This is a genomic window from Alteromonas sp. MTD1 (assembly GCF_042848195.1).
Classification (GTDB): Bacteria; Pseudomonadota; Gammaproteobacteria; order Enterobacterales; family Alteromonadaceae; genus Alteromonas.
Genome location: NZ_BTGG01000006.1, coordinates 266825 through 293221, shown reverse-complemented (window position 1 = coordinate 293221; position 26397 = coordinate 266825). Strand labels below are relative to the sequence as shown.

Genomic DNA, 26397 nt, shown 5'->3' with positions numbered 1-26397 from the left:
TGAAGCCGTTGCTTCTTAGTGACTCACCCTGTTCGAGTGCGGTGCGCATTATACGCTGGAAGTTTTCGTTGTCAACACTTTTTGAAAATTTATTTTCTGAAGCGTTTCTTCTAAACTCCCGTCTTTACTGGCCTATAAAGGTAGTAGAGACTTACTTCAGAAGGCTTGCTGTTTTGCTTTTCCCCCGAAGCGGATGCGCATTTTAGGGAAATGAGCGCTCACGTCAACAAGTATTTTAAAAAAATCCTTATTTTTCGATCGTTTGCACAAAGTATAAACAGATCGCTGTAAAAACCGTCCAATTCATCATTGTTTGCAAGATCTATAACGGTTGTAAATTGGTGTCTTTCTTATATTGCTATACATTTGTAGTTATAAAATTAACCATTAACGCTATCAATAGTTATAACGTGAACTATAAAGCGCTGTATTTAACACAGTACATTCGGTTTCAAGTAATAGTGAGGACGTCATGAATATTTCCGAGTTTAAAACCGCGGGGAAACTTGTTACTGGTTTAGGCGCAGTAAAAGCCCTACCTTCTGAAATGTCCCGTTTATCTATACACGCTTTCGCTATTGTTACCGATAAAGGCGTTTCCTCGTCAGGGTTACTAGAACACATTACGCAATTACTCCCTAACAACGCCGCTATCATCATTGACGATATTCCACCTGAACCTGAGATAACGGTGATAGAGGAAAAACTACGATTACTTCGTCAAAAGAAAGTAGATGGAGTGATAGCGCTAGGTGGAGGAAGTGCCATTGATAGCGCTAAGATCTTAGCAGCAACCTACGATTATCCCGGTAATTTGTCGTCGCTATTCGGAGAAAATACATTAGAAAAGCGCACTCTCCCTCTTATCGCCATCCCAACAACAGCAGGTACAGGGTCTGAAGTAACCAATATCGCTATTCTTTGTGACCCCGAAACTCAAATGAAAAAGGGAATAGTAAGTCACTGTTTACTACCCGACGTTGCTATAGTGGCACCAGAAATGACAAAAACGTGCCCGAAGACTATTACCGCGGCTAGCGGTATAGACGCATTTGTACACGCATTAGAAGCTTACGTTTCAGTTAACGCCACTCCCATAACTGATGCTTTAGCTGAAAAAGCCCTTACGCTTATCTTCAATGCATTGCCACACGCCTATAATAATGGAGAAAACCTTTCGGCTAGAGAAGACATGGCCACCGGCAGTTTAATGGCTGGCCTAGCATTTGGTAATGCTGGTGTTGGTGCAGTACATGCACTTGCGTACCCTTTAGGCGGACGCTTTCATTTATCTCATGGCATGAGTAACGCGGTTATGCTTCCTCATGTAATGAAAGTAAATGCGCCTTTTTGTTCAGAGAAACTTTACTGTGTGGCTAAACTGCTTAACGTATGTGAAAGTCATCACACTAAGGATGAAGCAGTTCAGTTGCTTCTTACCGCTATAGAGCGACTTTGTAGAAACGTAAACATTCCACAGACGCTTAAACATTTTGATATTCCCGAAGACTGTTTAAGTGAGCTAGCCATAGAGGCGAGCAAAGTTACTCGCCTACTGCGTAACAATCCAAAGCAATTAAGCGTAGAAGAAATAGAAGATATTTATCGCCACGCTTTCTAGGAATTCGTACTAACTAATAGGCTGTTATAGCTCCCTTACCCAAATGTTTCTAAAGCTTACATAGTTTCCGTGATCCTGAAGCTGAACAGGCGCACACCCGTGTGCTTTATATTGTGGTGCGCCAATCCATTCTGTTGTGCCTTGGATCTCTGTGTGGTTTTGTACCACTGCACCATTGTGCAGCACTGTTACATAACCGGGCGACATCAAAGCATCACCATCAAAACGGGGCGCTTTATAAATAATATCGTAGGTTTGCCAACTACCTGGGGCTTTCATTGCATTCACCAGAGGAATAGTTTGCTTGTACACGCTTGCAGCCTGCCCGTTAGGATACGTTTTATTCTCAAACGAATCTAACACCTGCACTTCATATCTTTGCTGAAGGAATATGCCACTATTATTACGCTGCTGACCTTCCATGCCTTCTTCTGGCTGAGGCGCCATCCACTCAACGTGCAATTGAATATCGCAGAAAGACGCTTTTGTTTTTATGTCACCCGCGCCAGGTTTCACCGTTAACACACCGTCTTTCATCGACCATGCGGCGTCACCACCTTCTAATGACTCCCACCCGCTTAAATCTTTACCCAATAATACTGTTGCATCAGAGGGAACGTTATTAGCACTGAACGATACTGCGTTGGGAACGGGTTCCCACACTTCTGTTTTAGCAGCTTGCTGTTCGCGTGTAAGTCTATCGTTGTCAGACGAGTGAACGTTGGTTGCAACCAACATGACTGGCGAAAACAGCACGAATGCTTTTGCTACTGATATTTTGTTCATTTATTAAAGCCTAAATACGTTTATGTTGTTGTACGCTGTACTTGATTGTTTGTTAGATAATTTATTCGTTTCTTAGTTGTACTGTTTAGATGCAGCTTGTTCCTAAGTAGCCCACGCTTTATCACCTTTTTTATAAGGTACGTTTCCGTCGTATTTGCCGGGAATGGATATATAACGCAATACCTTGGTAGCCCCTACTTGCGACGTAAAGAAGCAGTACAATGTTAGTTGTTTCAACAACGTGAAATAGTGCGGCGTTGGTTCATCTGTTCCGGGTTCCCATTGGCTGGGTTTTCCCGTTTCAACACCTTGCCAAACTCGGTTCGCTAAATTAGCGGCCTTTGCTTCAACATCCAGTTCGTTAAATAACGCTTCTCGTTGTTGTATATCTAGCTGCAAAAATGTCTTGTTGTACTTCCTTTGGCACAAGGTATTAATGGTGGCTACGCCTTCTTTGAACGTCTTTTGAAGTAGCGGCGTGTAGCAATCGGTGACTAGAACCGCCATTGTCTGGCCCACGTTTGCTGCTTTTGCTCCGGGAGTGTCGGTTTGCGGAATAATCACCTCGGCCATTTCATTGAAAAGCGCTACATCTTCGCCTGTAAATAAAGTGGCGCTTAGTGGCACAGGGCGTAAGTTCTCATAGGCAAGCGCGTTGCCTACAAACATGGCTGTACCCGTGGCTGTAGCAATAAGCTTTAATAGTGCTCTTCGTTCCATTACAAGTTACCCCGCTTTAACTCTTCCACTGCAAAGTCTGCCGCACGAGCAGTTAATGCCATGTATGTAAGAGATGGATTTACACAGCTACCCGATGTCATTGCAGCACCATCTGTTACAAATACATTGGGTGCATCCCATACCTGATTATGCGCATTAAGTACCGAGGTTTTAGGATCGCGCCCCATACGCGCGGTTCCCATTTCATGAATACCCATTCCCGGCGCATAAGTGGCGTCCCAACCCTGCACATTCTTAAGGCCTGCCGCTTCAAACATATCAACAGCGTCTTGCTGCATGTCTTTACGCATTTTCAGTTCGTTCTCTTTAATTTCAACATCCATGGCAAGAACAGGTAATCCCCACTTATCCGTAACCTTCTTATTGAGGTAAATACGGTTGTCGTGATGGGGTAACATTTCACCGAATGCAGTCATTCCAATCGTCCAAGGGCCAGGCTCACTAATGGCATCTTTCAATCCAGCACCTATGCCCATTTCGGCGATATCTTTGCGCCAACCCGAGCGACTTGCGCTGCCTTGATAACCAAAACCACGTAAATAATCGCGTTTATCATCACCCCAATTTCTAAAGCGAGGGACATAAAAACCAGAAGGACGGCGACCATAAGTATATTTATCGTCAAAGCCCTCTACTTCTGCCGAAGCACCTACGCGGAAATGATGATCCATTACATTGTGGCCAAGCTCTCCGCTGCTGCTACCTAGACCGCCTTCCCAAACATCAGTAGCTGAGTTCATTAACACCCAAGCAGAATTAAGCGCCGATGCATTTACGAAAATGATCTTACTTTTGAATACGTAGGTTTGATTCGTTTCAGCATCGATGATTTCTACACCTGTTGCTCGCTGCTTGTCTTTATCAAAAAGGATCTCTTTTACAATTGAGAACGGACGCAGCGTAAGGTTCCCGGTTTTAACCGCAGCAGGTAATGTTGATGCCTGTGTACTGAAGTACCCACCAAAAGGACAGCCTAGCCAACATTTGTTTCGATACTGACAGTGCACACGTCCTTCTTCAGGTTTACCCTTTGTCATGTTTGACGTACGGCCATGCAAGATATGACGGGTGCCCTTAAAGGCTTCCTTAACACGGGCAGCCACCGTTTCTTCTACAATATTCATCGGCATTGGTGGCTGATAAATACCATCAGGTAACACATCTAACCCGTCGCGATTACCACTAATACCAGCGAACTTCTCCACGTAGTCGTACCACGGTGCTAAATCGTCGTAGCGAATGGGCCAATCAACAGCAATACCTTCTTTAGCATTAGCTTCAAAGTCTTCTTTGTTTAATCGATAGCTTTGGCGCCCCCACAACAATGAGCGACCACCTACGTGGTAACCTCGAAACCAATCAAAGCGTTTGTCTTCGGTATAAGGGTTTTCTTTTTCATTTGCCCACATACCTAAGGTTTTTTCATTTAGTGGATAGTCTCGTTTTAAAACGGGGTAATCCAGCTTCATTTTTTGTGTAGGCAAATCGCGATGCGGATAATCCCAATCTTCCTTATGCGCGTTTTGATAGTCTTTTATGTGCTCGATGTTTTTACCACGCTCAAGCATTAACACTTTAAGGCCTTTTTCGGTAAGCTCCTTGGCTGCCCACCCGCCGCTGATGCCAGATCCGATAACTATTGCATCGTATTTATTTGTTGCCATAACACATCCTTAATCGCTTAATTCGTCGCAGTGCCTGTGGCACGTTACACATCACAGATTTGTATCGCGTCTTTAAGCGATTCAATTCTGCCGGCCTCGGTTTTAGGTGTTGGGATAAACTCTTGAGCCAAGTAACCTGTAAACCCGGTATCAATTATGGCTTTGGCAATAGCTGGGTAATTCAGTTCTTGTGAAGCATCAATCTCGTGGCGACCTGGCACGCCCGCAGTGTGGTAGTGACCAAAGTACTGATGGTTTTCACGAATGGTGCGAATGATATCGCCTTCATTAATTTGCATATGGTAGATGTCGTAAAGCAAAGAGAAATGCTGGCTGTTAAGCCTTTTGCATAGCTCTATACCCCACGCCGAGTTATCTGCCATATAGTCGGGATGGTCTATCTTGCTATTAAATAGCTCCATAAAAATAACAACGCCACGCTGCTGGGCATAAGGCAGTATGCGATTTAAACCATTAACAGCGTTTAGTAACCCTTGCTCTGACGACATGCCTTTAGCATTACCGCTGAAGCAGATTAGATTTGTGTAGCCTGCGTCTGCTACTAGGTCGATATGTTTGAGGTAGCGAGACTCAAGTTCATCGTGAAGCTCGGTGTGAATAAACCCTTCTTCTAGACTAATTTCTGCGCCATTGCACATTGAAGAATTGATGCCGTGCTGTTTAAGAACAGGCCAGTCTTCAGGGCCAACTAAATCGATAGCATTAAAGCCAAGTGACTTAACGGTTTTACACAGTTCTTGAATAGACAAATCGCCATAAGTCCAGCGGCTTACCGAATGATTTACATTGCCTTTTAGTACTGGCTTTGTGGTATTTGTTTGCCCTGCACTATCATAAGCGGCATCGCCTTTTGCATTTTGAGCAACCGATAAACCCGGCATTGCTGCCAACGCGCCAGCCCCCGTTATGGCCATACTTTGTAATAGCTTGCGGCGCGTAAGGTTATGATTTTCGTTATGCATCTGTTTGCACCTTTTCAGATTTAAACAGTAAAGCAAACAACACCAGTACAATTGCAGCGAAGCCCGCTGGGAACAGCCATACTTGCTGCCAACTATGCGCACCACTTTCCAGCGTGTAAGTGTCGGTAATAGCACCCGCAACAGCAAAGCCTACTAACATACCAACGCCGTAAGTCGCCAAGGTAATTAAGCCTTGTGCAGCACTTTTTACAGCCTCGCCAGCTTTTGCATTGGTATAAATTTGCCCAGATACAAAGAAGAAGTCGTAGCAAATACCGTGAAGGGCTATACCGATGATAAGCATGAACAAGGCGTCGTCGGCGTTGCCAAAGGCAAACAAGGCGTAACGAATTACCCAAGCCGCCATACCAATGACTAAGGTTAATTTAATGCCGAAGCGATTAAGGAAAACCGGTAATGCCAGCATAAACAGCACTTCAGATACCTGACCCAACGTCATTTTACCCGTTGCGTTTTCAACACCTATTTCAGTAAGAAACGGGTTAGCATTCTGGTAATAGAACGCCAGTGGAATGCAAATAAGCACAGAAGATAAAAAGAACACCAAAAAGTTCTTATCTTTTAGCAGGGCTAACGCATCTAACCCCAATACATCGCGCAAACCAACCGATTGGTTACTACTTTGCGGCGGCGTGTTAGGCAACGTAAAGCTGAATACACCTAACGCCAAAGACGCTATGCTGCAAAGTAAGAATGTGTTCTTAAGCATACCGTCGGCAATAGACTGTGCGGAATCCCATGAAAAAACATAGCTAATCATAAGTCCTGCCACAATCCAGCCGACCGTACCCCATACACGAACCTTCCCAAACTGTTTTGATGGGTCGTCCATTTGCCCGAACGACACCGAATTTACCAGCGCTAAAGTGGGCATGTAGGCAATCATGTATGCCAAAACATAAGGATAGAAGCTGGCGAAATCACTCGCCTGATACATAAAGTACATTAGCGCTGCGCCAACCAAATGCAGCAAACCTAAAATGCGTTCTGCGTTAAAGAAACGGTCTGCTATAAGCCCCACAATAAAAGGCGCAATGATAGCGCCCCAACTTTGGGTAGAAAACGCCATGCCTATTTGGCCGCCGTTCGCCTGAAGTGTGTTCGACAAATAGGTGCCAAGCGTGACAAACCAGCCGCCCCAAATGAAGAACTGTAGAAACATCATGATGCTGAGTCGTAGGGTAATCATAATTATTGTTTTCCTTATGCGTTTGGCTTAACGCACTATCCCTAGAATACGTTTATTCTTTTCTTCGCTTACGTCACCGCCAGCAAAGTCATCGAACGCATACTTACTTGGCTCAATAATGTGCGATGCAATAAACGGCGCCCCTTCTGCTGCACCTTGGGCGCTGTCTTTTAAGCAACATTCCCATTCAAGTACTGCCCACCCTTGAAACCCATATTGGGTAAGCTTGCTAAAAATACCTTTGAAATCTACTTGCCCGTCGCCTAGCGAACGAAAACGCCCAGCTCGCTCTTGCCAGTCTTGGTAACCACCGTAAACGCCATTTCTACCGTTAGGGTTAAACTCGGCATCCTTTACATGAAACATTTTTATACGGCTGTGATAACGATCGATAAAATCGAGATAATCGAGTTGTTGTAATACAAAGTGGCTGGGGTCGAATAAAATATTGGCGCGAGGATGGTTATCTACCGCTTTTAAAAACTGCTCGAAAGACGCGCCGTCGTGCAAGTCTTCGCCAGGGTGAATTTCATAACAAACATCAACACCGGCCTCGTCAAACGCATCCAAAATTGGCTTCCAGCGTTTTGCGAGTTCAGCAAAGCCTTTTTCTACTAAACCAGACGGACGTTGAGGCCATGGATAAACTAAATGCCACATAAGCGCACCTGAAAAGGTAGCGTGTGCTTTTAACCCTAAACGCTTGCTGGCAATTGCGGCGCACTTAAGCTGGTTAATAGCCCACTCGGTACGCTGTTGCGGCTTTCCGTGTAAATGCTTGGGAGCAAAATTATCGAAAAGCTCGTCGTAAGCGGGATGCACCGCCACTAGCTGCCCTTGAAGGTGGGTAGATAGCTCGGTAATTTCCACGCCAGCTTTGCGACATGTTTCAGCAACGTCGTCACAATAAGCTTGGCTTTCTGCTGCCTTTTCTAGGTCGAACAGCTTAGGGTCGGTAGGCACTTGAATACCTTTGTAACCTAACGATGCCGCCCACGTAGCCATATTTTCTAAGGTGTCGAATGGACGACTGTCGCCCATAAACTGTGCTAGAAAAATAGCAGGGCCTTTAATTGCTTGTTGATTATTCGCCATGTTCCCGCCCTTCTTTCAGTTCATTTTGCTTATCAGATGGCTTGCCAATATTGCAGTGCTCTAGTGTGTAACGCATTAGTTCGTGCCTTCTTCACTAAGCGGCGTCCATTTAACATCACTGCCACTGCTGGCCAGCATAGCGTCAATAAACACCATACCGCGCAGGCCTGAATTAATGCCCGGTACACCTTCGGCTTTGCCAGAATCACCACTTCGAATAGCCTTGGCAAAGTCGGTATACAAATTTGCCATGGCCTCAAGATACCCCTCTGGATGACCACTTGGCGTGCGGCAACGTGAAGACGCTTCATCACAAAGCCCCACATTACCTTGCCCAGCTCTAAATACTTGGTAAGGCGCATCGGTAGGACGGTAGATAACTGAATTGGGCCGCATCTGCAGCCACTCTAAACCGCCTTTGTCGCCATAAACACGAATCTTCAGCGCATTCTCTTCACCTGCACAAACCTGCGAGGCAACTAGCACGCCTGTAGCACCCTTCTTTGTTTTAATAAGTGCTGCGCCATCGTCGTCTAATCGACGGCCTTCAACGTGGGTATACAGTTCGCCGCTAAGCGCGGTTACCGAGTCGCTTAATACAAATTCAACTAAGCCAAACGCATGGGTGCCAATATCGCCCATTGCTCCCGTTGCCCCTGAAATAGCGGGGTCGGTTCGCCACTGCGCTTGTTTGTTATGGGTTTCTTCTTCAGCCGATAGCCAACCTTGAGGGTATTCCACGTATACCTTGCGGATATTTCCTAGCATGCCACTAGTAACTAGATGACGCGCCTGCCATACCATGGGATACCCCAAATAGGTGTGCGCTAACCCATAAAGACTGGTATTGGCATGAATAACATCTTGTAGATCTTTCACTTCGCCAAAACTTACGCCTGCTGGCTTTTCACAAAATACATGAAAATCCGCTTTTATCGCGGCGATAGAAATGGGAACGTGAAGGTTGTTTGGAGTAACTATAACCACTACTTGCATGCGCTGTTCTTCAGGCAATGCAAGCTCCTGTTCTAACATGGTTTGCCAACTGGCGTAACAGCGAGAAGCTTCAACGTTTAAGCTTTTGCCCGTTCGTGCATTGTTGTCTTCATTGCGACTGAACGCACCGCACACCAATTGATAATGACCATCTAGGCCTGCTGCATGACGATGAACAGCACCAATAAATGCACCTTCGCCGCCGCCTATCATTCCCATTCGAATTGGTTGCATTGTTTTTCCTCTTCACGCTGTTGCATGTTGACTTACTTAATGCATTAAAATGTAACCCGTTACATTTTGTATTGTCAACACGAAACGCAGCAAACTGTTAAAGAATAATTTACATATCGACCTTTTTAACCTGCTAGCAACAGAAAATACGGAAATAAAAGCAACCACGAAAGCCTATAGCTTTTACAAATAAACTACATCTTGCATTTGATATTGATGAAAAAGTAGGTATTCTTTACCAAATATGAAAACGGTTACATTTTAAAATGCATGGCATATTGTTGTAGTGAAGAAATATTGAAGTATTCAGAAACTAAAAGCCTTAAGGGTACAATGTGCACAAGCGTTAACCATACGATTGAAGTAAATGGCAAATATTAGAGATGTAGCAGACAACGCTGGCGTGTCTGTGGCTACGGTGTCGAGAACACTACAACAACCAGAGCGGGTGTCGCCGAAAACGCGCAATAAAGTTATGGCTGCCGTACAGGCGGTGGGTTATAAGCCAAATCTTATGGCGGTTAAGTTTAGGTCGGGTAAAACGCACAATTTGGTAGTGCTGGTACCTACCGTGGCGAATGTGTTTTTTGCACGGGTTATAAGCGGAATGCAAGAAGCTGCTGCCGAACTGGGCTATTCCATTTTGCTAGCTAACACACTTGGTAATAACGATATAGAAAACCACTACGCCAAAATGGTAAGTACGTCGCAAGCCGACGGTCTTATTCAGCTGCGTGCACACAACCCTTTCGATGCCAGCATGATAAACGACAACGGTTTACTGCCAATGGTAAACGCGTGTGAAGTTATTGAAGACGGGCAATACCCTGTGGTGAGTTTAGATAATCGCGCTGCCGCAAAGGCCATGACAGAGCATTTAATATCGCTTGGCCATACACGTATTGCCATGATTAAAGGCCCGCACTCTAGCCCGTTAACACAAGAGCGCCTCAACGGTTACAAGGATGCCCTGCGCGACGCGAACATTACCTTTGATGAAAGCCTATTGTTTGACGGCGACTTTACCTTACAAGCCGGGTACAACGCAGGGGTTACTATTAGCGAACTAGCGAACAGGCCAAGCGCTGTATTTTGTGAAAACGATGAAACCGCCATTGGCGCTATGAAAGCATTTAAACAAGCCAACTTGCAGGTACCAAACGACATTTCGGTTGCAGGGTTCGACGACATTGCCTTTTCAGCGTTTGTTGACCCACCGCTAACAACCATTGCCCAGCCTGCGGAAGAGTTTGGCCGAACAGCGGTAACGCTATTGGTCGATTTACTAAACGGCAAAATTAAGAAAGCACCTAAAGTAATTTTGCCGTTTGAATTAATTGTAAGAGAGAGCACTGGTGTAGCCGCACCACGCTAACTATAAAAGCACAAGGACATCGCCATGAACCTAAAACAACACCATACACCAATGAATAGCCTAAACGCTGCACTAACAAGGCGACAGTTTATGACATATTCCTGTGGTGCGCTGGCATCATTAAGTGCCCCAATGGTGTTGGCTAATAGTCATAAGGATAGCGCCGTTATGCATTCAAATTCTGCAAATGCCGTAGGGCTTCAGCTTTATACGTTGCGAGATATTATGAAAGTAAGTGTGCCTGCAACGTTAAAATTAGTGGCAGACATTGGCTATACCGAAATGGAGTTTGCTGGGTATTTCGACCACAGCGCAAAACATATTAAACAGCTGCTTAACGACAACGGCTTAACTGCCCCTTCAGCACACATTATGCTTGAAGAGTTCGACACAAATTTAAATAAAGTATTAGACGATGCCCAAACCGTTGGCCATAAGTATTTGGTTGTGCCTTGGTTAAGCAGCGCGGAACGTGGCGAAGGCATTGCCCCTTACCAAGCGCTGGCTGAAAAACTAAATAACATAGGCGAAGCTTGCAGAAAGGAAGGCATTACCCTTGCCTATCACAACCACGACTTTGAATTTGAAAACCGCGACGGACAAATACCGCTAGATGTACTGATTACGCAAACCGACCCTTACCTAGTGGCCATGGAGCTAGACCTTTACTGGACAGTTAAAGCAGGTAAGAACCCGGTAGACTATTTTAAAGCTTACCCAGGCCGCTTTAAGCTATGGCATGTAAAAGACTTGGCAGAAGATGGTGGCTTTGCCGATGTAGGTGAAGGCACCATTAATTTTAAAGACATATTTGCCCATGGCGAACTGGCCGGTGTTGAACACAAATTTGTAGAGCGCGACCACACCACCGACCGAATTGCCACGGTAGAGCAAGGTTATAAAGCAGTAAGTGCATTAAATAATGGAATAAGCAAAGGGTAAACTCTTTTCTGCCAGCACCAAAAACCTACCTTCCCCCTTTTAAAAAACCGCTTTTGTGAAAAAACAGAAGCGGTTACCATGCTTTTATCGTCTTTTAAAAACCTTATAAACGCAGTACGTTATGAGTGAATTATTTAGCGCCCTTTCGCGCGCACTAAGCCCCTACTACACCGAAATGAGCATAATGCTTATGGCCACTATTTTAGTGGTATATGGCGATATTATTAACGGCCATGTAAAGCGCATACTAGCGCCCTACCATTTTATTATTCGCGTAAGTTTGTTCGTGGTGCTGTGTGCTTTTGGTTATGGTGCGTTAACCCTATACGGTGCACCTTTTTTAAAGCATGTAATAGCCTACTTGCCTTGGCAGTACCAAGGCGCAGGCTATGTAGCCTCGTTTATGTTAATTGGCTTTTTGGCGGAAAGGCGAAGGTATATTTAGCACTGTTCGACTGCTGTTTTATGATATTGCTCGATGTACTTTTTAGGCGGCAGTTTCATTACTTTTTTGAATGACGTTGAGAAATACGTCGCCGTACCAAACCCCACGTCTAAACACGTATCAAGAGTTGTCTTTCCTTCTAATAACAAAGGTATGGATTTCTCTACACGATAGCGCGATAGGAATTCACTGAAATTATATTCGAACAGTTCGGCCATTCTACGATTCAAGCTTCTTCCACTCATCAAAAGTTGTTCCGCCGCTTGGTCCCTACTAAACGTTTCTTCGTGGTAGTTCTTCTCTAATACAGCGATAAAATTAAGGTAAAACGCCATATCTTTTTCGTTAGTAAATTCAGGGATCTTCAAGCAACCGTATTTGAACACCGGAATATCGCTGCTAACCTTGCTGCCCTGCTGACTTTCGCGAACAGAGAGTAAGTGCTCTACACGAAGTTTTATCTCGTCATTGGATACGGGTTTCGTCAGGAAATAATCAATTTTTTCTTCGATAGCAAGCCTCTCGGTTTCGCGATCGTTTTTCGCAGTAAGCATCAGTATAGGAGTATTGGCGTGTACATTATGATTTCGTACTTCCCTTGCAAGCGCTAGCCCATCCATCTCTGACATAATTTGATCGGTGATAATAAGGTCGACCATAAAACGATTTAAAACATCTAGCGCCTGTTTACCATTTTTTGCTACCAAACACCGATGCTTTGGTGAAAGCAAGTCAAATAAGAAGGTCCTGAATTCTCTGTCATCTTCAACAATAAGCAATGATTTCCTTCTTTTTTGAGAATCATCTGCTAGGTCTACTTGCGACTGACTATTGATAAACTCAATGTCATCTACTGGCAGAATGACTGTAAATTTACAGCCTTCGCCCTCACTGTCTAAAGTGATACTTCCTTGGTTTAAATCAACGAGGCTTTTAACAATAGAAAGGCCTATACCTTCTCCGTTTTCCTGTGTTTTTCCTCGTGTAAAACGGTTAAATATATTCGATTGCTGATGCTTAGGGATACCTGGACCGTTATCTGAAACAACTATCTTTAAGTGTTTACTGTCAAGTGACACAACCACGCGAATGTTGCCATGCTCTGGCGTATATTTAATGGCATTTTGAACAAGATTAGTCAGTATTTTCTCTAAGCTATCGCTAAGCAAAGCAATACTTAATTCCTTGTTTCCACGCGTTCTTATTTCAAGGTTCTGACGCTTTTGATTTGCCAAAGGGTCGAGTGAATACACAATCATGCGCGCTGCCTCTACGGTATAAGCACGGTAGTTTTCTCGTTTATTTTTGGCTATTGGAAGGTCTTCGTTTAGTTGGTCGATAAGTAATTCAATTCGCTTCATATTTTGTTCAATACTGGTTATAGCTTTAACCTTTTGAACAGGTGAATCACCCACTTCGTCTATAGTGCTTTTAATAATTTGAAGAGGTGTTCTTAATTCGTGAGTGATATCACTAATAACCAACTCTTTACTTCGCAGCATTTTCTCAAACTTAGACTGGCCGTCTGTTATTTCGTAGCGTGTAAGGGCTTTGTAGAGTTTGGTGGTTTGGAATTGCTTCCAGCGAGGTTGAATAAGATTTAAACGGTACATCGCGCTAACAACAATGAATAAGATAAAGTAAAGGCTAATAGCAAGCGGTTGAAAATAAAACGGCTTCATTACTTTAAATGCAAATTTAGCAACCACATTTAATTCACCAGGTAGTCTAGCTTCAATCTGATAGTCACCGTAATCAAGTTCAGATAATGAGAGATAAGCTTGTGACTTAGGATGCATTTTCCACGTATCGTCTAAACCTAAAATCCTAAACTCTAAATTTTGAACTTTGGGCGGCAATAAGTTGTTAGATTGAAAAACTATTTCTAGTTCATTGAAATCATGCTCAAGCTCGATAGGCTCCATTGCTGTTAAAGCATGCGATGAAAGAATTTTTACATCACCTTGTGAGTCGATTATCGTGACCTTTGAAATTATAACTTCGCCCAGATCTCTGAGGGCTTTTGAAGAAGAACTTATCGCTTTATCTTCATCAAGTATATAAGAGTACCTATCACCTAAGACGACGACTTTATTACCAAGTTGTGCAATTCCACCATATTCAAAGTCACTATCAAAAATCCCTTGTGCTTCAGAATATAATGCTAAATCCCCGTCTGTTGAATAGGAGTAGAGGCCCATATTTGTGATAAACCAAAGATGACCATCATCAGATTTTATGCCTCCGCGAATAAATCGAACATCCTCGCCCTCTAAAATTTTTGACGACCCTACTTCCCCGGTATTTTTATTAATTGACCTAATGCCATAACCAGAAGTACAGACTAGATATTCATTTCCGTACTCAATTAAACAATGAATGTTTCCCCATCCTTCAGCATTGGGACTAAAGGTTCTCCAATTGAACCGGGTCATTTGCATGAAGACAGAGTTGCTCGAGTCGAAGCCGACTATTTCTCCGGAAGAAGAAAGAAAAGCATTTACCACATTTGGCGGCGCAGGTAATCTATCGGTTACACCTCCTCTGTTCAAAATCGTGAAATAGCTTTCTTCACCATTTTCATGATAAAGAAAAGCAGAGTCACCATCTGAAAATTTAAATTTAAAACCGTCGCCACAATCGATTGAAGAACTTGGCAACGCTGTAACCGGGTATCTTAGAGATACAGTTTCAATCGTTTCGCAATCAATACCTGTATCAACGTAGTCAGAGACTTCACCAGAACTTAGGCTAAGTTCTTTATCTCCTTTATTGGTGGTTACAAACGCTCTTCCATCTATGGTCGTACCAAATCTTTTAATGTTTTCTCTTAAGACGACGTTCCCTTCATGAACTAAGTTAATTGATTTGTGGTTATGAGTAAGAGCTATAAGACCAAGCTGCGAAGAAGCTAAAAGAACTTCTCCGCGAGAAGTTTCACTTATTTTGACAATACTTTTAATACTCTCACTATTAAGTAAAGGAGCCATGTAATTGGGTACGGATATGTATTCATCGTTTAACTCATAAAGCCCACCCGCGGCTACTAAAATCCTTTCGTCTTTAGTAAAGAATATATCGTCAATATCGTGAACCGACTCTCCCGTTCTCTCGATAGGAAAGAAAATTTTTGTCGCAGTGTCTAGCGATGAAGAGATTCTGTAAATTCCTTCTGCTCCCCCAATAAAGATGTGATCTTTAAAAATTGAGACAACAGAAATTGAAGACAGCTTAGGAAAGTATTCAGAAATAGCATACTTACTAATTTCCTCGTCTTTTAAATTAATTATGAAAAGGAAATTAGAAGATGAAAGCATCACACGATGCTCAGCAACCTTTGCGATAGAAAATACATTTTTGACTCCCTCTAAAACTTTACCCCAAGGTAAAACTTCGCCTGAATATTTGTCTACAACCAAAAAACCTTTGATCAAAGAGACAATGAGATAGTTTTCAGATTCAACAATCTTCCAAGCAAATTTAGGCCACAAAGCCTGTGTGAAATGTTCTTTTGTCTCACCAGTGATTAAATTCTTCGAAAAAACGCCAACACCGTATTCCACCAACCACAGTGTATTTTGATTATCAAAATATAAGTCGGAAAGTGTTCCCCGCCGCTCTCGTTTATCTCCAAATGGAATAAGTTCGGAATGACTCCCCAGTATACGAAAAACACCGTTCTCTGAAGCTATATAAGTAGCATCTCCAATTACCTCAATATCCCTTATAATTCCAGAGGGTATACCTGAGAACTTTGTTTTCCCTTGAAGAGTTGCACCAAAAGCAAATGTGCTATTTGAGTAAAGTAATGAAAAAAATAGTAAAAATGAGCCAAAAACCTTGGCGAGACTGACGACAAATACTTCTGTCCTTTTCCGCATATCCATATGTCCAGCAAATAAACTACTTTATTAAGCGCTAAACAAAGCAATTAATTTCAAATAGTTTGAGAGAGTATTAAATATGAATAACGAACAAGAAAAACATATGCAAGAGCTGACTGAGCAAGATTATACTAATGTATATGGTGGAGCATACAATCAAACGGTTATCGTCATCCATAGCGAAACCATATTGCCAGAACTCCCCCTGCCGCCAGATGGAGATGCAATTAAAATTTAAACCAACAACCACTTCATACCAGCATTCTCGGCGGCTTGCTGGTCATAAATAAAGTCGCCTACATACAGGCAGTCTTCAGGTTGAAGCTGCCATGTATTGGCTACCATTAATAGCGCCGTTGGGTCGGGCTTGGCGGGGGCATCTTCACGGGTTAATACGTAGTCTATCGGTATATTGTTATTGGCAAGCTTAATGGCAGTAGCCTGGCGACAGTTGCGGGTTACTATGGCCATAGGCAGGTTTTGCGCCTGTGCCTTTTCAACCATTTCTTTACCAATATCTAACCATTTGGCGTTTTGCGCGTCTTCTAGTTCGTGCTGCAAAATGGTGTTATGGGCATTGGCTTTGGTGGTTTCACATGAAATGCCATCTACAAAGGTAAGAATGTCTTCGTGCTGTGGGCAACCAACATCGGCGCGCATTTTCGTAAAGTCTAAGCTCGACTCTACCAACGTACCGTCTAAGTCGAAAATTACGCCTTTAATACCCGTTAAGTTCATCACTTTACCTCTGTACTGCTTTTTATTTTTTGAAATGTTTTGTGCATATATTTACGCTGCTTAACTGCTATGGGTTTATGAAGCTCACAAATATAAATTAAGTTTACCCCAGTAATTGCATGCATTAGCATAGCCGCTCTTTTTAATTGCACATAATTTCAGGTGTTTAATGGGTGTTTTTGCTGCGCTAGGTACTGCCCTTTGTTGGGCTATTGCTGCACGTTTATTTCGCGGAACAGGTAACGCGTTTTCGCCGCTAACCATGAACTTCTGGAAAGGCCTAATTTCTATTGCCATTTTGGCGGTAGTGCTGCTTTTTATTCAGCCTATGGGGTTAACCACCAATATTGTTTTATGGCTATTATTAAGCGGTTTTATAGGCATTGGTATTGGCGACACCTGCTTTTTTAAGGCGCTACAAAGTATTGGTGACAGCCAAGCGGTATTAGTAGCAGAAACCTTAGCCCCACTTTTTACCGCATTGTTTGCCATGGCGTTTATTGGCGAATGGATTACGTGGCAGCAGTGGGTAGGCGTTGCCATTGTGCTGCTGTCGGTAGACATGGTGATAAAAGCGCGCAAACGCAGTACCACCCATGTGTTTGCAACCAGCGGTTATTTGTATGGCGTAGGCGCTGCACTTTGCCAAGCTGTTGGCGCAGTAGTTAGCCGCGACATTTTAAGTGCAGGCGAAATAGATGCCGCTAGTGCTGCCTTTTTGCGCTTAATTGGCGGCATGTTTTTTGTAGTACCCTTTATTGCGTTTACCAAAACCAAGTACATGCCTGTTATTGAAAACGGCAAGCGCATTTGGCCGGCCTTTGTTTTGGCCACATTGTTGGGCACCACCGCCGCTATTTACCTACAAATGTTCGCTTTTGCCTATGCAAAGGCGGCGGTAGTACAAACGCTAATTGCCACTAGTGCACTTATGTCGCTAGGCGTTGCGTGGGTGCTGGGCGAAAAAGCCACCAAGGCTACAGTGTTGTGGTCGGCCATCGCACTGGTTGGCGTAGGTATTCTTGTTAGCTATGGTTCACCACCAACACATTAGTACGAACGCGGTTTTAACGTCTGTACTGCTCGTGAGAATAATGGCTGTAAAACAGCCAAGTTGTTACACTTAGACACAAAAAACAGCGCATTTTTAGCGATGTTCGGTAGTAGTTCTTGCTGCAAGCCGATATTATGAAGTAAAAGTGACAACTCTGTTTAACCATGCGCTTACTTATTTCTTTTATAATCTGGGCACTTGCAAGCTTTCTTGCATTCAGTTTTTCCGCAAGTGCTAATGAAGATTTTGATGCTACTTTAGCAAAAATGCGTGCGCACACTTACGATTGCCCCAACGACGCCCTATTTCCTGAACTTGAAACCCTACTATCACAAGACACGCTAACTCAGCGACAGCGATTTGCACTATCGGTAGCAAAGGGCCAATTTCTTATTTGCAGAGGCGACTACGCCAACGCGCTTAGTTTACTTCAGCAGCAAGTTGCTCAAGACGATATTGATAAAACCTCTTACGCCTATGCGTCTGCGATTTATCAAATTGGTTTTGTTTACGATGCGCAAGAAAACCCTAAACGGTGTGAGTATTATAACGAAGCGCAAACGTTGTCGTCGCCACAACATCACAGTGACATTTTTACTAGTTCTTCGTTAAACCTCATTACCTATTGTTCAGCTTCATCAGATGTTGGTGAAAGGCTAGGCAAAATGTTTAACGTTCTGGAGCGTTATTCTGGCGTTGGCAGCCCGGGTGAACTTGCCCACATTCATAATTCTATTGGTTTGCTTTACGGCAGCCTTGGGCAACATTCATTAGCGGCAGAGCAATATTTAAAAGCCCACGAAATGGGGCTTCAGGTATATGAAGGCAGTAATAAGTTAAGTATTTTAATAAGCGCTATTGTGTCGCTGTTAAGCAGTGGGCAAACCGATGAAGCATATCAGCGTATTTTGGAATATGGCCGATTAAACAGCACTATAGACACGCCCCTTACAAATTATCATTACCAGTACGCGCTGTCGTTTTACTATCGTAAAACGCGCAACTACGAGCAGCTCGCTTTTACTCTTGCCGATTTCAAAGAGGCTCTATCGGCGGTATCTAGCTCGCTAGGTCAGCTTTTTTATAACTGGCATGCTACTGAGGTGTGTTTGTACGACAACAATTTGCCTTGCTTGCAAGACTACATTGAAGGCTTTGAGCAAGGGGAGAACTACATTCCGCCGCGTTTACGTACGAATTTAGACTACTTGTCTTTCAACTTATCGCTGTATTTGGCGTTGGGTGACATTGAGAAGGCTAAAGTTGCCGCCACAGCGCTGGCCAAAGAAGTGGATAGAAAATTTGTAAAGCAGCAAGACTCGGCAAGGGTGCTTAGTTCGGCTACGCTTTACAACAAAATTTACACGCTGGAATCAGAAATAGAAGCCGCGGAAAAGCGCCGCACTAATACGCTGTATCTACTTGGCGCAATAATGACATTGTTAAGCGGTATTATCGCTTTTGTTTTGCGTAGAAAGTTTTTAGCCAGCAAAGCTATCGACCCCGCCACACAGTTACTTAACGCCGAAACAGCTATTGCGCGCATAAACAAACTGCCTGCGCCTAAAGAGAGCCGTGCCATCGCTATTGCCATTTTTGATGTACGCAACTTAAGGGAAATTACCCGTCAATTGGGATCTACTCGTGCCGATAGCGTATTGCGAAAAATTTCACAGACTATGCAAAATGCCACTCGCGGTAACGATATTTTGGGGCGTTTTGGCACCGAACAGTTCATTCTGTGTTTGCACAATATTGAAGAGCGCAGCGCTCGCACGTTCTTTGAAAGGGTGCAAAGCGCGTTGAACACTACCTTTGAAACCGATGCTACGGCCGATCACTTAAATGTAGAATCGAGCATGAGCATTTTTATTTCCCATGAAAAAATAGAGGGGCTTAACGCTGTTTTAGATGACATGGTGGTGTCGTTAGGCATGAACCAACGCCAGCATTAAGTAGCTGGCATTAGCGTTTTAGTAGTGTTTGAAAGCGCGTATACACACCGTTTGTCCAACCAAACCCAAGCTGTACGTCGTATTCACCGCCTCCTGCTTTTACCTCAGGCTGGCACACGTTGTATTTTTCAAGCAATACGCCATTTACTTCGAAGCTGTTATCTATGGTTTTGTTAAAGCGCTTCATAATGTTGAATGCACTTTCCTCAAAACCGTAATTTAAGAACCCTTGAACGGTAAAGTACTGTAACGGCGCCCAACCATTAGGTGCATCCCATTGCTGAGGAGTGCTTTGCGTGGTGGTTACAACTCCACCCGCTTTTAACAAACTATCACACACGGTTGCATTTACGCGCGCGGCCTGTTCATGGCTAGCTATTCCAACAAAAAGAGGCACTGTCATCGCTGCCGACACTACATTAGTTTGGCTATTTGAAGGGTAGTGATAGTCGAAGTAGCCGCCCTTTTCTTCATGATACAAATAAGTATTAATGGCCTTCGCACGGCCTTTTGCGGCCTTCTTATAAAATACTTGGTCGCTACCGGTGCATACGTTAGCTAACGTATCTTCTAAGGTGTAAAGCAAACAGTTTAAATCTACAGGCACTATTTCGGTGGTGCGTATACTGGCTAGTTCATTTGGCTGCTGTAGCCACCTTGAGCTGAAGTCCCAACCCGACTCACATGCGGCACGAATGTGTTGATAAAACTCGTCTTTGTTCGCACCTATGTGTTCAGCGGTTTCTATATCTTCACTATACGACTCTGGTCTTGGCGTAGTTTCGGAATCGAAGTAACGGTTTAGCAACGTGTTGCACGGCATTTTTACAACACGCAGCGATGCCGATATTTGTTTGCCTGAACTTAATACGGCAAAGTCTTCGCTGCCCTTCATCCAAAAAGCGTATTCTTTCTTCAAACCTTCTATAACGTATTGGGTTTGCGCACTTGATAAATACGGCTTTAATAGATTAAAAAATAGTGCAAGCATTGGCGGCTGACTGCGCGAGTAATAGTACGCGCGGTTTCCATTAGGAATACAGCCCACTTCATTTAAGATATCAACGAAGTTTTCTAGCATGTTTACGGCAATATCGGTTCGCCCCGCATCAAGTAAACCCAAGGCAGTGAAATAACTATCCCAATAATAAATTTCTCTGAAACGACCGCCGGGCACAATATAAGGGCGAGAAAGCGCGATTAGACTACCTTTGTACTGCGTATCAGGCGCACGGGTTAGTACATCCCACATATGGTCAATGTACTCGCTCGCATTTGAAAACACTTGGTTCGACGTTGCATTTTGTGAACTGGGTAAAGCAAAGTGCTGCTGAACAAAACCAGCTAAATCGATGGTTTCTTCGTTTTCTTTGCAACGGTTAAGTTCATTTTGATAGGCGGCCACTGCCTGCTGCAAACTGGTTTTCACAATTGCATCGGCAAAGGTTTTACTGTCTGGAAACAGCTTTGCCATTTGAACGTCGCGAAATAGATCGCTGGCATAAAAGGCTAAACACGCCTGCCAATTATGTGATGAAGAACTCATAGTGTTTGCGTACCTTTTACGGCAAGTGAAGACGAAGATTTTTTGAAGAAGAAGAGCGTTACCACCAAAATGGAGATAGGAACAAGCGACAAATAGAATGCTTGCTGACCGCCTACCGCATCGAATACAAAACCAGTAACAATAGACCCAGTAGTACCACCAAGCGCAGAAAATACTACTATTAGTCCCGTCATGGGCGCGTGTTTTTCTTGAGGAAGGGCACTTAGCATAACCGAGTTTATAACGGGGTAAATGGGCGCCATCATTAACCCAATTAATGGAATTAAAAAAGCAGCTAGTGGCGCATCAAACCAATGAGAAATGTCTTCACCAGCAACATTCTCGGCCAAAGGCAGACTTAGCAACATAACTACTGCCATACCTGCTAGACATATGTTTAAAAAGGGGTACCAATGCATTCGAGTAAGTACAGCCCCTGCGGTCAAGCGACCAACGGCCAGCGCAATGGCGAAGATACTGGTAATTTGAATACTAACTTGCGTTGGCAGGCCCAGCACTTCTTTGTTGAAAGTGGGTAACCACGAGCCAATGCCCTGCTCGATAAGCACGTACAAAAAGATAGAGAATATAAAAACAAGCACCAGTGGCTTATAGGCAAGTTTAAGCATGTCTACAAACGCGGTAAATGCGCTAGTTGCCTGTGCATTTTCCACCGGCTTTATTGGCGCCAGCATAACTATCACAAAGGTAAGCGCCACTAGCGCCGCCAATAAGTAGTACACATTAAGCCAGCTAAGTGACGCGTCGTTAGTGGGGTCGATAAACCACGCAAACACCCAGTATCCCGACAATACTCCCAGCATAAATATGCCTTCTACGGTGTTCATTAGTGACGAATGGGCTTTGGTAGACGCGGAAAGCTGCCCAATAATGGCATAAACCGATACCTTAACCAGCGCAAACGCAGTTCCGATACAGGCAAACAGTAGTTTTATAAACCAGAAGCTAGCAACACTGGGGGTAAGTGCACAGGCTACAGCCACCAGCGCTAAACCAAGCAACATGGCAAGCTTATAGCCTACCCGCGGAATGAAGCTGGCAACCAGAAAAGAAACCGCCGCAATGGAGAGATCTTTAAACCCTTCTAACGTACTGGCCTGCGGCTTTGTAATGTCGAAGCTGTTGATAGATTGCAGAATAACGGTACCAACACTGTTAAGTAGTATGGCAAAGACGTAGTAACTAATAGCAATAGCTGCAATAACCAACAAACGCGACATGTGTAAACACTCTGTTAACTAATTCAGGCTGGAGTGTAGTATTTAGAATCACAAAATGCAAACGTTTGCATTTAGCAACTATTACACACCAAAAGGCCATTAAGAGGAATAAAAAAAGAACAAATACTTCTTAAAAGCTAACATAACACGTTTGTTTAAGTTCTAAAGAGCTTAGTCGTGCTTGGTTGAACGCCTAACAACAAGCGACGTTTCTACCACCTGACTGCTAGTAGGCTTTCTCTCTAACTGATTAATAAGCTGTGCCACCATTAACTCAGCGGCTTGCTGTGTGTTTTGCTTTATAGTGGTTAACGATGGATGCATAAGTTCTGCAAGCGATATGTCATCGTACCCCACAATACCTACATCACTGGGTATGCCAACGTACCGTTCTTTCAAGGCTTTTAATGCGCCGAAGGCCACCATGTCGCTAACGCAAACAATACCGTCGAAATCTAACCCGTTTGCTTTGATGCGATCGTTAATAAATTGATAGGCTGATTTTGACGTAATATCGATAGCACAAACGGCATTTTCGCTTGGCAGAATGCCGTGCTCTTCATGGGCTCTTAAAAACCCTCTATAGCGTTCTTGCATTTCCGCGTGTTCAGGGTCGCCCAAGAAAATAATTTGCTTAGCGCCTTGAGTTAGTAAGTGCTTAGTAGCGCTATAACCGCCTGAAAAATTATCACCACCAATAACCGGATAGGTAGCTTCGGTTTTCGCATCGCCCCACACCACAATAGGCACTCCCGATTGCGCTGCTAGTTCAATTTTTTCGTCTGACTTTCCTTGACCTATTACCAAGATGCCATCTGCACGCTGACTGCGGATGAAATAGTTTGCCCAGTCGTCGCTTGCCATAAAGGAATTAGACAGTAGCAACTCATAGCCCTTGGCATTGAGCGCTTGATTTAATTCGCCAACAAGCTTCAATAAAAATGGGTCGGTGGTGCTTTGTTCGGTGTTATCGATTAAATTCAAGATAACGGCAATCACATTTGTTTTTTGCGTACGTAAGCGACTAGCCGCGGCATTCACACTAAAATTATGCGCTTTTGCTAGAGCCTGAATTTTAGTGCGTGTTTCTTGTTTTATAAGCGGGTTGTCGTTAAGCGCACGCGATGCTGTAGAGGTAGATACCCCTGCAAGTTCTGCTAGCTTAGCCAGTGTAAGTTTAGTTTCAGATGCCAATGTTGGTTGTCTCAATGATCGGTGCTACGTTTTGAATACTACTGTTTTGCATAATAGTGTTCTGAATAATACTGTCCTGCATATTTGTTGGGGCGCTGCATTAGCTTTGCAGGCTTTGTATTGATTATTTTTCAGTTTAGCGACTGGCTCAACCACAAAAACGTAACGCTAGCCAAGAAAGCCCCTTCAACGTCCTACACCAATATACCCTACATTGCATACACGTAAAACCTTGTTAACAACATACAATAATAAATTTGCAATCGATTGCATTTTGTTCTTGCAATCGATTGCAAACAGATCTATTTTGTTCGCAAATCGAGGTGCGTATAACAATTCATTAACCTGTTTAGCGCATTCAGTTAGCAACGAACATAAACTTTTCGGGAGCACACACCATGAAAACGTTGTTTACAAAGGGAATGCTAGCCAGTGCAGTAGCGGTAGCACTGGCGCAGCCTACCATGGCACAAGAAGAGTCGAAGCAACCTACTAGCGACAATACTGAAGTTATTATTGTAAGCGGTACGCCAGGTGGCGCGGGAATAAGAAAAATTGACGCAAGCTTTGCGGTAACAAACATTGATGCGGGTGACATTGGTCGCTTGGCGCCAAAGTCTACTGCCGACTTATTTAAAGCTATTCCGGGTGTTTGGGTGGAAAGCTCAGGTGGTGAGTCGGGCGCAAACGTTTTTGTACGTGGTTTCCCGGGTGGCGGCGATGCACCTTTCTTAACCATTGCAATGGATGGCTCGCCAATTTATCCGGCACCTACCCTATCATTTTTAGAAAACTCACAGCTTTTCCGAATTGATGAAACCATTCAAATGGTAGAAGGTTTACGCGGCGGCCCTAACCCTGTTGTAAGCAATGGTCAGCCTGGTTTAACCACAAACTTCCGCCTCAAGCGCGGTAGCGACACCACAGAAGCATTAGCAAAATATACGGTTTCTGACTATGGCTTGAACCGCGTAGACGTTGTAGCAAGCGGCGCGTTAGACGATGACTTGTACTACATGGTTGGTGGTTACATTAAGAGCTCGCAAGGCATTCGCGATGCTGGCTTTAATTCAGAACAGGGCAATCAGTTCACCATTAACATCACCAAAGTTTTCGGCAACGGCGAGCTAAACCTTTACACACGCCAAACTGACGATCGCGGCACATGGTATTTGCCAACGCCACTTAATGCTGAAGGCATTGATGCCAACTACACACAAATTGGGCCATTGAACCGCCAAGCTACCATTACTTATGGTGCAGATAATGTTACTGAGTCGTTCGATTTTGGTGACGGTAGAGGCTGGGATGGTCACGTTAGTGGCGGTAGCTTAAAGCTTGATTTAGCAGATGGCTGGGCGCTAATAGATCGTTTTAATATTACAAAAGGCGCTGCCAATACGTTTGGTCTCGTGCCAAATGGTTCTGCGGTAACGGTTGGCGATGTAGCTGACAACGGCGAATCGGCAACGGGTGCAGTAACGGGTACTGTATATGATGCAGACACGCCAATTCAGCAAATTGGCCGTTGGGTAGTACTTAAAGATATCGAGTCGTTCACTAACGATCTGGCGGTATCAAAAAGCTGGGATAGCATTGACGCGTCTTTCGGTATCTACAGCGCTACAACCAAAGCAGAAGACTGGTGGAGCCTTGGCAACCATGCCTATCATGTTTTGGTACCAGGCGGTGAAGCCCTAAACGGTATTGAATGTAATAACAGCGCTGAAGGCTGTGGCTGGAATTACGACATAAATTCTGTAGGCGACGCTAGTACCATGGCGTTTTATGCTACTTCTACCTGGTATTACAACGCAGACCTAAGCATTGACGCGGGTATTCGTCGTGAAAATCACGAAGTGAACTACACGGTAGATGAGGGCCTAGATGGCGTAATTACAAAAGCGGTACAGTACGATGAAACTAAAACATCATGGACGTTAGGCGCAAACTACGCATTAACCGACAACAGCGGTGTGTTTGTGCGTATGAACCGCGGTTATAAAATGCCGTATTTCGACGACTTCCGTGACAACTTTGGTGCATTCTCAGCAGGTAACGACCTTATTCAAGAAGTTACTCAGGGTGAATTGGGCTATAAGTTCATGAATGAAGAAATTCAATTCTTCGCCACTGCGTTTACCAACGAAGTTAAAGGCGATACATTTGTTCGTCGCCCTGGTGCACCGGCTGAAATACTTACAAACGAAGCCTACGGTGTGGAATTAGATGGTCGCTATAGCCACGATTCAGGCTTCTCGTTAAGTGTAAATGCTACGATCCAAGAGACTGAAATTACAGCAAGTGCCACTAACGAAGGTAACGAAGCTCAGCGTCAACCGGGCTGGCAAGTACGTGTAACGCCAAGCTATGGCTTCGAAATTGGCGATATGTTTGCCACAGTGTACGGTACGCTATCAGCAGTAGATGATCGCTTTGGTAACAACGAGAACACCGTTGTACTAGATGGCTATGAAAAGGTAGACGTTGGCTTTACTGTAGAGCCTACAGAGTCGCTTCGCATTCAGTTCTCGGTTGACAACTTAACGGACGAACAAGGTATTACTGAGGGCGATCCACGTAACCCAGACTCGCCAAACGGCCGCTACATTATGCCGCGTAGTATGCAGCTAAGCGCAACCTATATGTTCTTCTAAACTTGTTTGAAGATAAACAAAAGCCGGTGTAATCAA

At 44.0% G+C, this 26397-nt stretch carries 20 protein-coding genes; 8 read left to right on the top strand and 12 right to left on the bottom strand.

Going from position 1 to position 26397, the window contains the following annotated elements; all coding sequences use genetic code 11:
- Window positions 1-472 precede the first annotated feature (472 nt).
- A complete protein-coding gene (locus ACGHAV_RS10325; RefSeq protein WP_390379996.1) occupies window positions 473-1621 on the top strand; it encodes an iron-containing alcohol dehydrogenase in 1149 nt (382 codons plus the stop codon).
- A 24-nt stretch (window positions 1622-1645) separates the two neighbouring features.
- On the opposite strand, the gene ACGHAV_RS10320 is transcribed toward ACGHAV_RS10325, so the two are convergent.
- The 7 genes from ACGHAV_RS10320 to ACGHAV_RS10290 all read right to left on the bottom strand — a co-directional run bounded on the left by ACGHAV_RS10320 (window position 1646) and on the right by ACGHAV_RS10290 (window position 9330).
- Complete coding sequence (locus ACGHAV_RS10320; RefSeq protein WP_390379994.1) at window positions 1646-2407, bottom strand: DUF1080 domain-containing protein; 762 nt, start codon at window positions 2405-2407, stop codon at window positions 1646-1648.
- A gap of 102 nt (window positions 2408-2509) precedes the next feature.
- On the bottom strand, window positions 2510-3127 hold the full coding sequence (locus ACGHAV_RS10315) for a gluconate 2-dehydrogenase subunit 3 family protein (RefSeq protein WP_390379991.1): 618 nt from the start codon (window positions 3125-3127) through the stop codon (window positions 2510-2512).
- Window positions 3127-4812, bottom strand: a complete 1686-nt coding sequence (locus ACGHAV_RS10310; protein WP_390379988.1) for a GMC oxidoreductase — start codon at window positions 4810-4812, stop codon at window positions 3127-3129. Before ACGHAV_RS10310 ends, ACGHAV_RS10315 begins: the two co-directional genes overlap by 1 nt.
- Before the next feature lie 44 nt (window positions 4813-4856).
- Window positions 4857-5795 (bottom strand): hydroxypyruvate isomerase family protein, encoded by a 939-nt coding sequence (locus tag ACGHAV_RS10305; protein ID WP_390379985.1) that lies wholly within the window; start codon window positions 5793-5795, stop codon window positions 4857-4859.
- Entirely contained in the window at window positions 5788-7005 is a 1218-nt protein-coding gene (locus ACGHAV_RS10300; protein WP_390379982.1) for a nucleoside permease, read from the bottom strand. Before ACGHAV_RS10300 ends, ACGHAV_RS10305 begins: the two co-directional genes overlap by 8 nt.
- 27 nt (window positions 7006-7032) lie before the next feature.
- Window positions 7033-8100 carry a sugar phosphate isomerase/epimerase family protein gene (locus ACGHAV_RS10295; protein ID WP_390379979.1) on the bottom strand — a complete coding sequence of 356 codons (1068 nt, stop codon included), beginning with the start codon at window positions 8098-8100 and terminating at the stop codon, window positions 7033-7035.
- 75 nt (window positions 8101-8175) lie between these two features.
- The gene (locus ACGHAV_RS10290; RefSeq protein WP_390379976.1) at window positions 8176-9330 is read right to left on the bottom strand and encodes a Gfo/Idh/MocA family protein; all 1155 of its coding nucleotides are present in this window, start codon (window positions 9328-9330) and stop codon (window positions 8176-8178) included.
- 367 nt (window positions 9331-9697) lie between these two features.
- Between ACGHAV_RS10290 and ACGHAV_RS10285 the strand changes: the two genes are divergently transcribed.
- The 3 genes from ACGHAV_RS10285 to ACGHAV_RS10275 all read left to right on the top strand — a co-directional run bounded on the left by ACGHAV_RS10285 (window position 9698) and on the right by ACGHAV_RS10275 (window position 12092).
- Complete coding sequence (locus tag ACGHAV_RS10285; protein WP_390379973.1) at window positions 9698-10705, top strand: LacI family DNA-binding transcriptional regulator; 1008 nt, start codon at window positions 9698-9700, stop codon at window positions 10703-10705.
- Between the two features lie 24 nt (window positions 10706-10729).
- On the top strand, window positions 10730-11647 hold the full coding sequence (locus ACGHAV_RS10280; RefSeq protein ID WP_390379970.1) for a sugar phosphate isomerase/epimerase family protein: 918 nt from the start codon (window positions 10730-10732) through the stop codon (window positions 11645-11647).
- Between the two features lie 121 nt (window positions 11648-11768).
- Window positions 11769-12092, top strand: coding sequence for a DUF3392 family protein (locus ACGHAV_RS10275; protein WP_334014441.1), 324 nt, complete (start codon window positions 11769-11771; stop codon window positions 12090-12092).
- Here ACGHAV_RS10275 and ACGHAV_RS10270 read toward each other — a convergent pair.
- On the bottom strand, window positions 12089-15973 hold the full coding sequence (locus tag ACGHAV_RS10270; RefSeq protein WP_390379967.1) for an ATP-binding protein: 3885 nt from the start codon (window positions 15971-15973) through the stop codon (window positions 12089-12091). The two genes, ACGHAV_RS10275 and ACGHAV_RS10270, sit on opposite strands and share 4 nt — an antisense overlap.
- A gap of 82 nt (window positions 15974-16055) precedes the next feature.
- Between ACGHAV_RS10270 and ACGHAV_RS10265 the strand changes: the two genes are divergently transcribed.
- Window positions 16056-16214, top strand: a complete 159-nt coding sequence (locus tag ACGHAV_RS10265; protein ID WP_390379965.1) for a hypothetical protein — start codon at window positions 16056-16058, stop codon at window positions 16212-16214.
- Here the strand turns inward: ACGHAV_RS10265 and ACGHAV_RS10260 are convergent.
- A complete protein-coding gene (locus ACGHAV_RS10260; RefSeq protein ID WP_390380009.1) occupies window positions 16211-16714 on the bottom strand; it encodes an HAD family hydrolase in 504 nt (167 codons plus the stop codon). The two genes, ACGHAV_RS10265 and ACGHAV_RS10260, sit on opposite strands and share 4 nt — an antisense overlap.
- A gap of 169 nt (window positions 16715-16883) precedes the next feature.
- Here ACGHAV_RS10260 and ACGHAV_RS10255 point away from each other — a divergent pair, with 169 nt between their 5' ends.
- Both ACGHAV_RS10255 and ACGHAV_RS10250 read left to right on the top strand, forming a co-directional pair.
- Window positions 16884-17768, top strand: coding sequence for a DMT family transporter (locus tag ACGHAV_RS10255; RefSeq protein WP_390379962.1), 885 nt, complete (start codon window positions 16884-16886; stop codon window positions 17766-17768).
- A gap of 164 nt (window positions 17769-17932) precedes the next feature.
- On the top strand, window positions 17933-19723 hold the full coding sequence (locus ACGHAV_RS10250; protein ID WP_390379960.1) for a diguanylate cyclase domain-containing protein: 1791 nt from the start codon (window positions 17933-17935) through the stop codon (window positions 19721-19723).
- Between the two features lie 10 nt (window positions 19724-19733).
- Here ACGHAV_RS10250 and ACGHAV_RS10245 read toward each other — a convergent pair whose 3' ends face one another.
- From ACGHAV_RS10245 to ACGHAV_RS10235, 3 genes are all read right to left on the bottom strand, one after another.
- Complete coding sequence (locus ACGHAV_RS10245; protein ID WP_390379957.1) at window positions 19734-21269, bottom strand: trehalase family glycosidase; 1536 nt, start codon at window positions 21267-21269, stop codon at window positions 19734-19736.
- Complete coding sequence (locus ACGHAV_RS10240; protein WP_390379954.1) at window positions 21266-22510, bottom strand: MFS transporter; 1245 nt, start codon at window positions 22508-22510, stop codon at window positions 21266-21268. Before ACGHAV_RS10240 ends, ACGHAV_RS10245 begins: the two co-directional genes overlap by 4 nt.
- A gap of 171 nt (window positions 22511-22681) precedes the next feature.
- Entirely contained in the window at window positions 22682-23704 is a 1023-nt protein-coding gene (locus ACGHAV_RS10235; RefSeq protein WP_390380006.1) for a LacI family DNA-binding transcriptional regulator, read from the bottom strand.
- Between the two features lie 398 nt (window positions 23705-24102).
- Between ACGHAV_RS10235 and ACGHAV_RS10230 the strand changes: the two genes are divergently transcribed.
- Window positions 24103-26361: a TonB-dependent receptor gene (locus ACGHAV_RS10230; RefSeq protein ID WP_390379951.1), complete on the top strand. Its 2259-nt coding sequence runs from the start codon at window positions 24103-24105 to the stop codon at window positions 26359-26361.
- Window positions 26362-26397: the final 36 nt, after the last annotated feature.

Excerpts from the sequence above, each read along its gene's own strand:
- ACGHAV_RS10285 (WP_390379973.1), top strand. The coding sequence starts at position 9,698 with ATGGCAAATATTAGAGATGTAGCAGACAACGCTGGCGTGTCTGTGGCT.
- ACGHAV_RS10305 (WP_390379985.1), bottom strand. The coding sequence starts at position 5,795 with ATGCATAACGAAAATCATAACCTTACGCGCCGCAAGCTATTACAAAGT.
- ACGHAV_RS10275 (WP_334014441.1), top strand. The coding sequence starts at position 11,769 with ATGAGTGAATTATTTAGCGCCCTTTCGCGCGCACTAAGCCCCTACTAC.
- ACGHAV_RS10325 (WP_390379996.1), top strand. The coding sequence starts at position 473 with ATGAATATTTCCGAGTTTAAAACCGCGGGGAAACTTGTTACTGGTTTA.
- ACGHAV_RS10240 (WP_390379954.1), bottom strand. The coding sequence starts at position 22,510 with ATGTCGCGTTTGTTGGTTATTGCAGCTATTGCTATTAGTTACTACGTC.
- ACGHAV_RS10255 (WP_390379962.1), top strand. The coding sequence starts at position 16,884 with ATGGGTGTTTTTGCTGCGCTAGGTACTGCCCTTTGTTGGGCTATTGCT.
- ACGHAV_RS10250 (WP_390379960.1), top strand. The coding sequence starts at position 17,933 with ATGCGCTTACTTATTTCTTTTATAATCTGGGCACTTGCAAGCTTTCTT.
- ACGHAV_RS10295 (WP_390379979.1), bottom strand. The coding sequence starts at position 8,100 with ATGGCGAATAATCAACAAGCAATTAAAGGCCCTGCTATTTTTCTAGCA.
- ACGHAV_RS10280 (WP_390379970.1), top strand. The coding sequence starts at position 10,730 with ATGAACCTAAAACAACACCATACACCAATGAATAGCCTAAACGCTGCA.
- ACGHAV_RS10320 (WP_390379994.1), bottom strand. The coding sequence starts at position 2,407 with ATGAACAAAATATCAGTAGCAAAAGCATTCGTGCTGTTTTCGCCAGTC.
- ACGHAV_RS10310 (WP_390379988.1), bottom strand. The coding sequence starts at position 4,812 with ATGGCAACAAATAAATACGATGCAATAGTTATCGGATCTGGCATCAGC.
- ACGHAV_RS10270 (WP_390379967.1), bottom strand. The coding sequence starts at position 15,973 with ATGCGGAAAAGGACAGAAGTATTTGTCGTCAGTCTCGCCAAGGTTTTT.
- ACGHAV_RS10260 (WP_390380009.1), bottom strand. The coding sequence starts at position 16,714 with ATGAACTTAACGGGTATTAAAGGCGTAATTTTCGACTTAGACGGTACG.
- ACGHAV_RS10245 (WP_390379957.1), bottom strand. The coding sequence starts at position 21,269 with ATGAGTTCTTCATCACATAATTGGCAGGCGTGTTTAGCCTTTTATGCC.
- ACGHAV_RS10315 (WP_390379991.1), bottom strand. The coding sequence starts at position 3,127 with ATGGAACGAAGAGCACTATTAAAGCTTATTGCTACAGCCACGGGTACA.
- ACGHAV_RS10265 (WP_390379965.1), top strand. The coding sequence starts at position 16,056 with ATGAATAACGAACAAGAAAAACATATGCAAGAGCTGACTGAGCAAGAT.
- ACGHAV_RS10230 (WP_390379951.1), top strand. The coding sequence starts at position 24,103 with ATGAAAACGTTGTTTACAAAGGGAATGCTAGCCAGTGCAGTAGCGGTA.
- ACGHAV_RS10300 (WP_390379982.1), bottom strand. The coding sequence starts at position 7,005 with ATGATTACCCTACGACTCAGCATCATGATGTTTCTACAGTTCTTCATT.
- ACGHAV_RS10290 (WP_390379976.1), bottom strand. The coding sequence starts at position 9,330 with ATGCAACCAATTCGAATGGGAATGATAGGCGGCGGCGAAGGTGCATTT.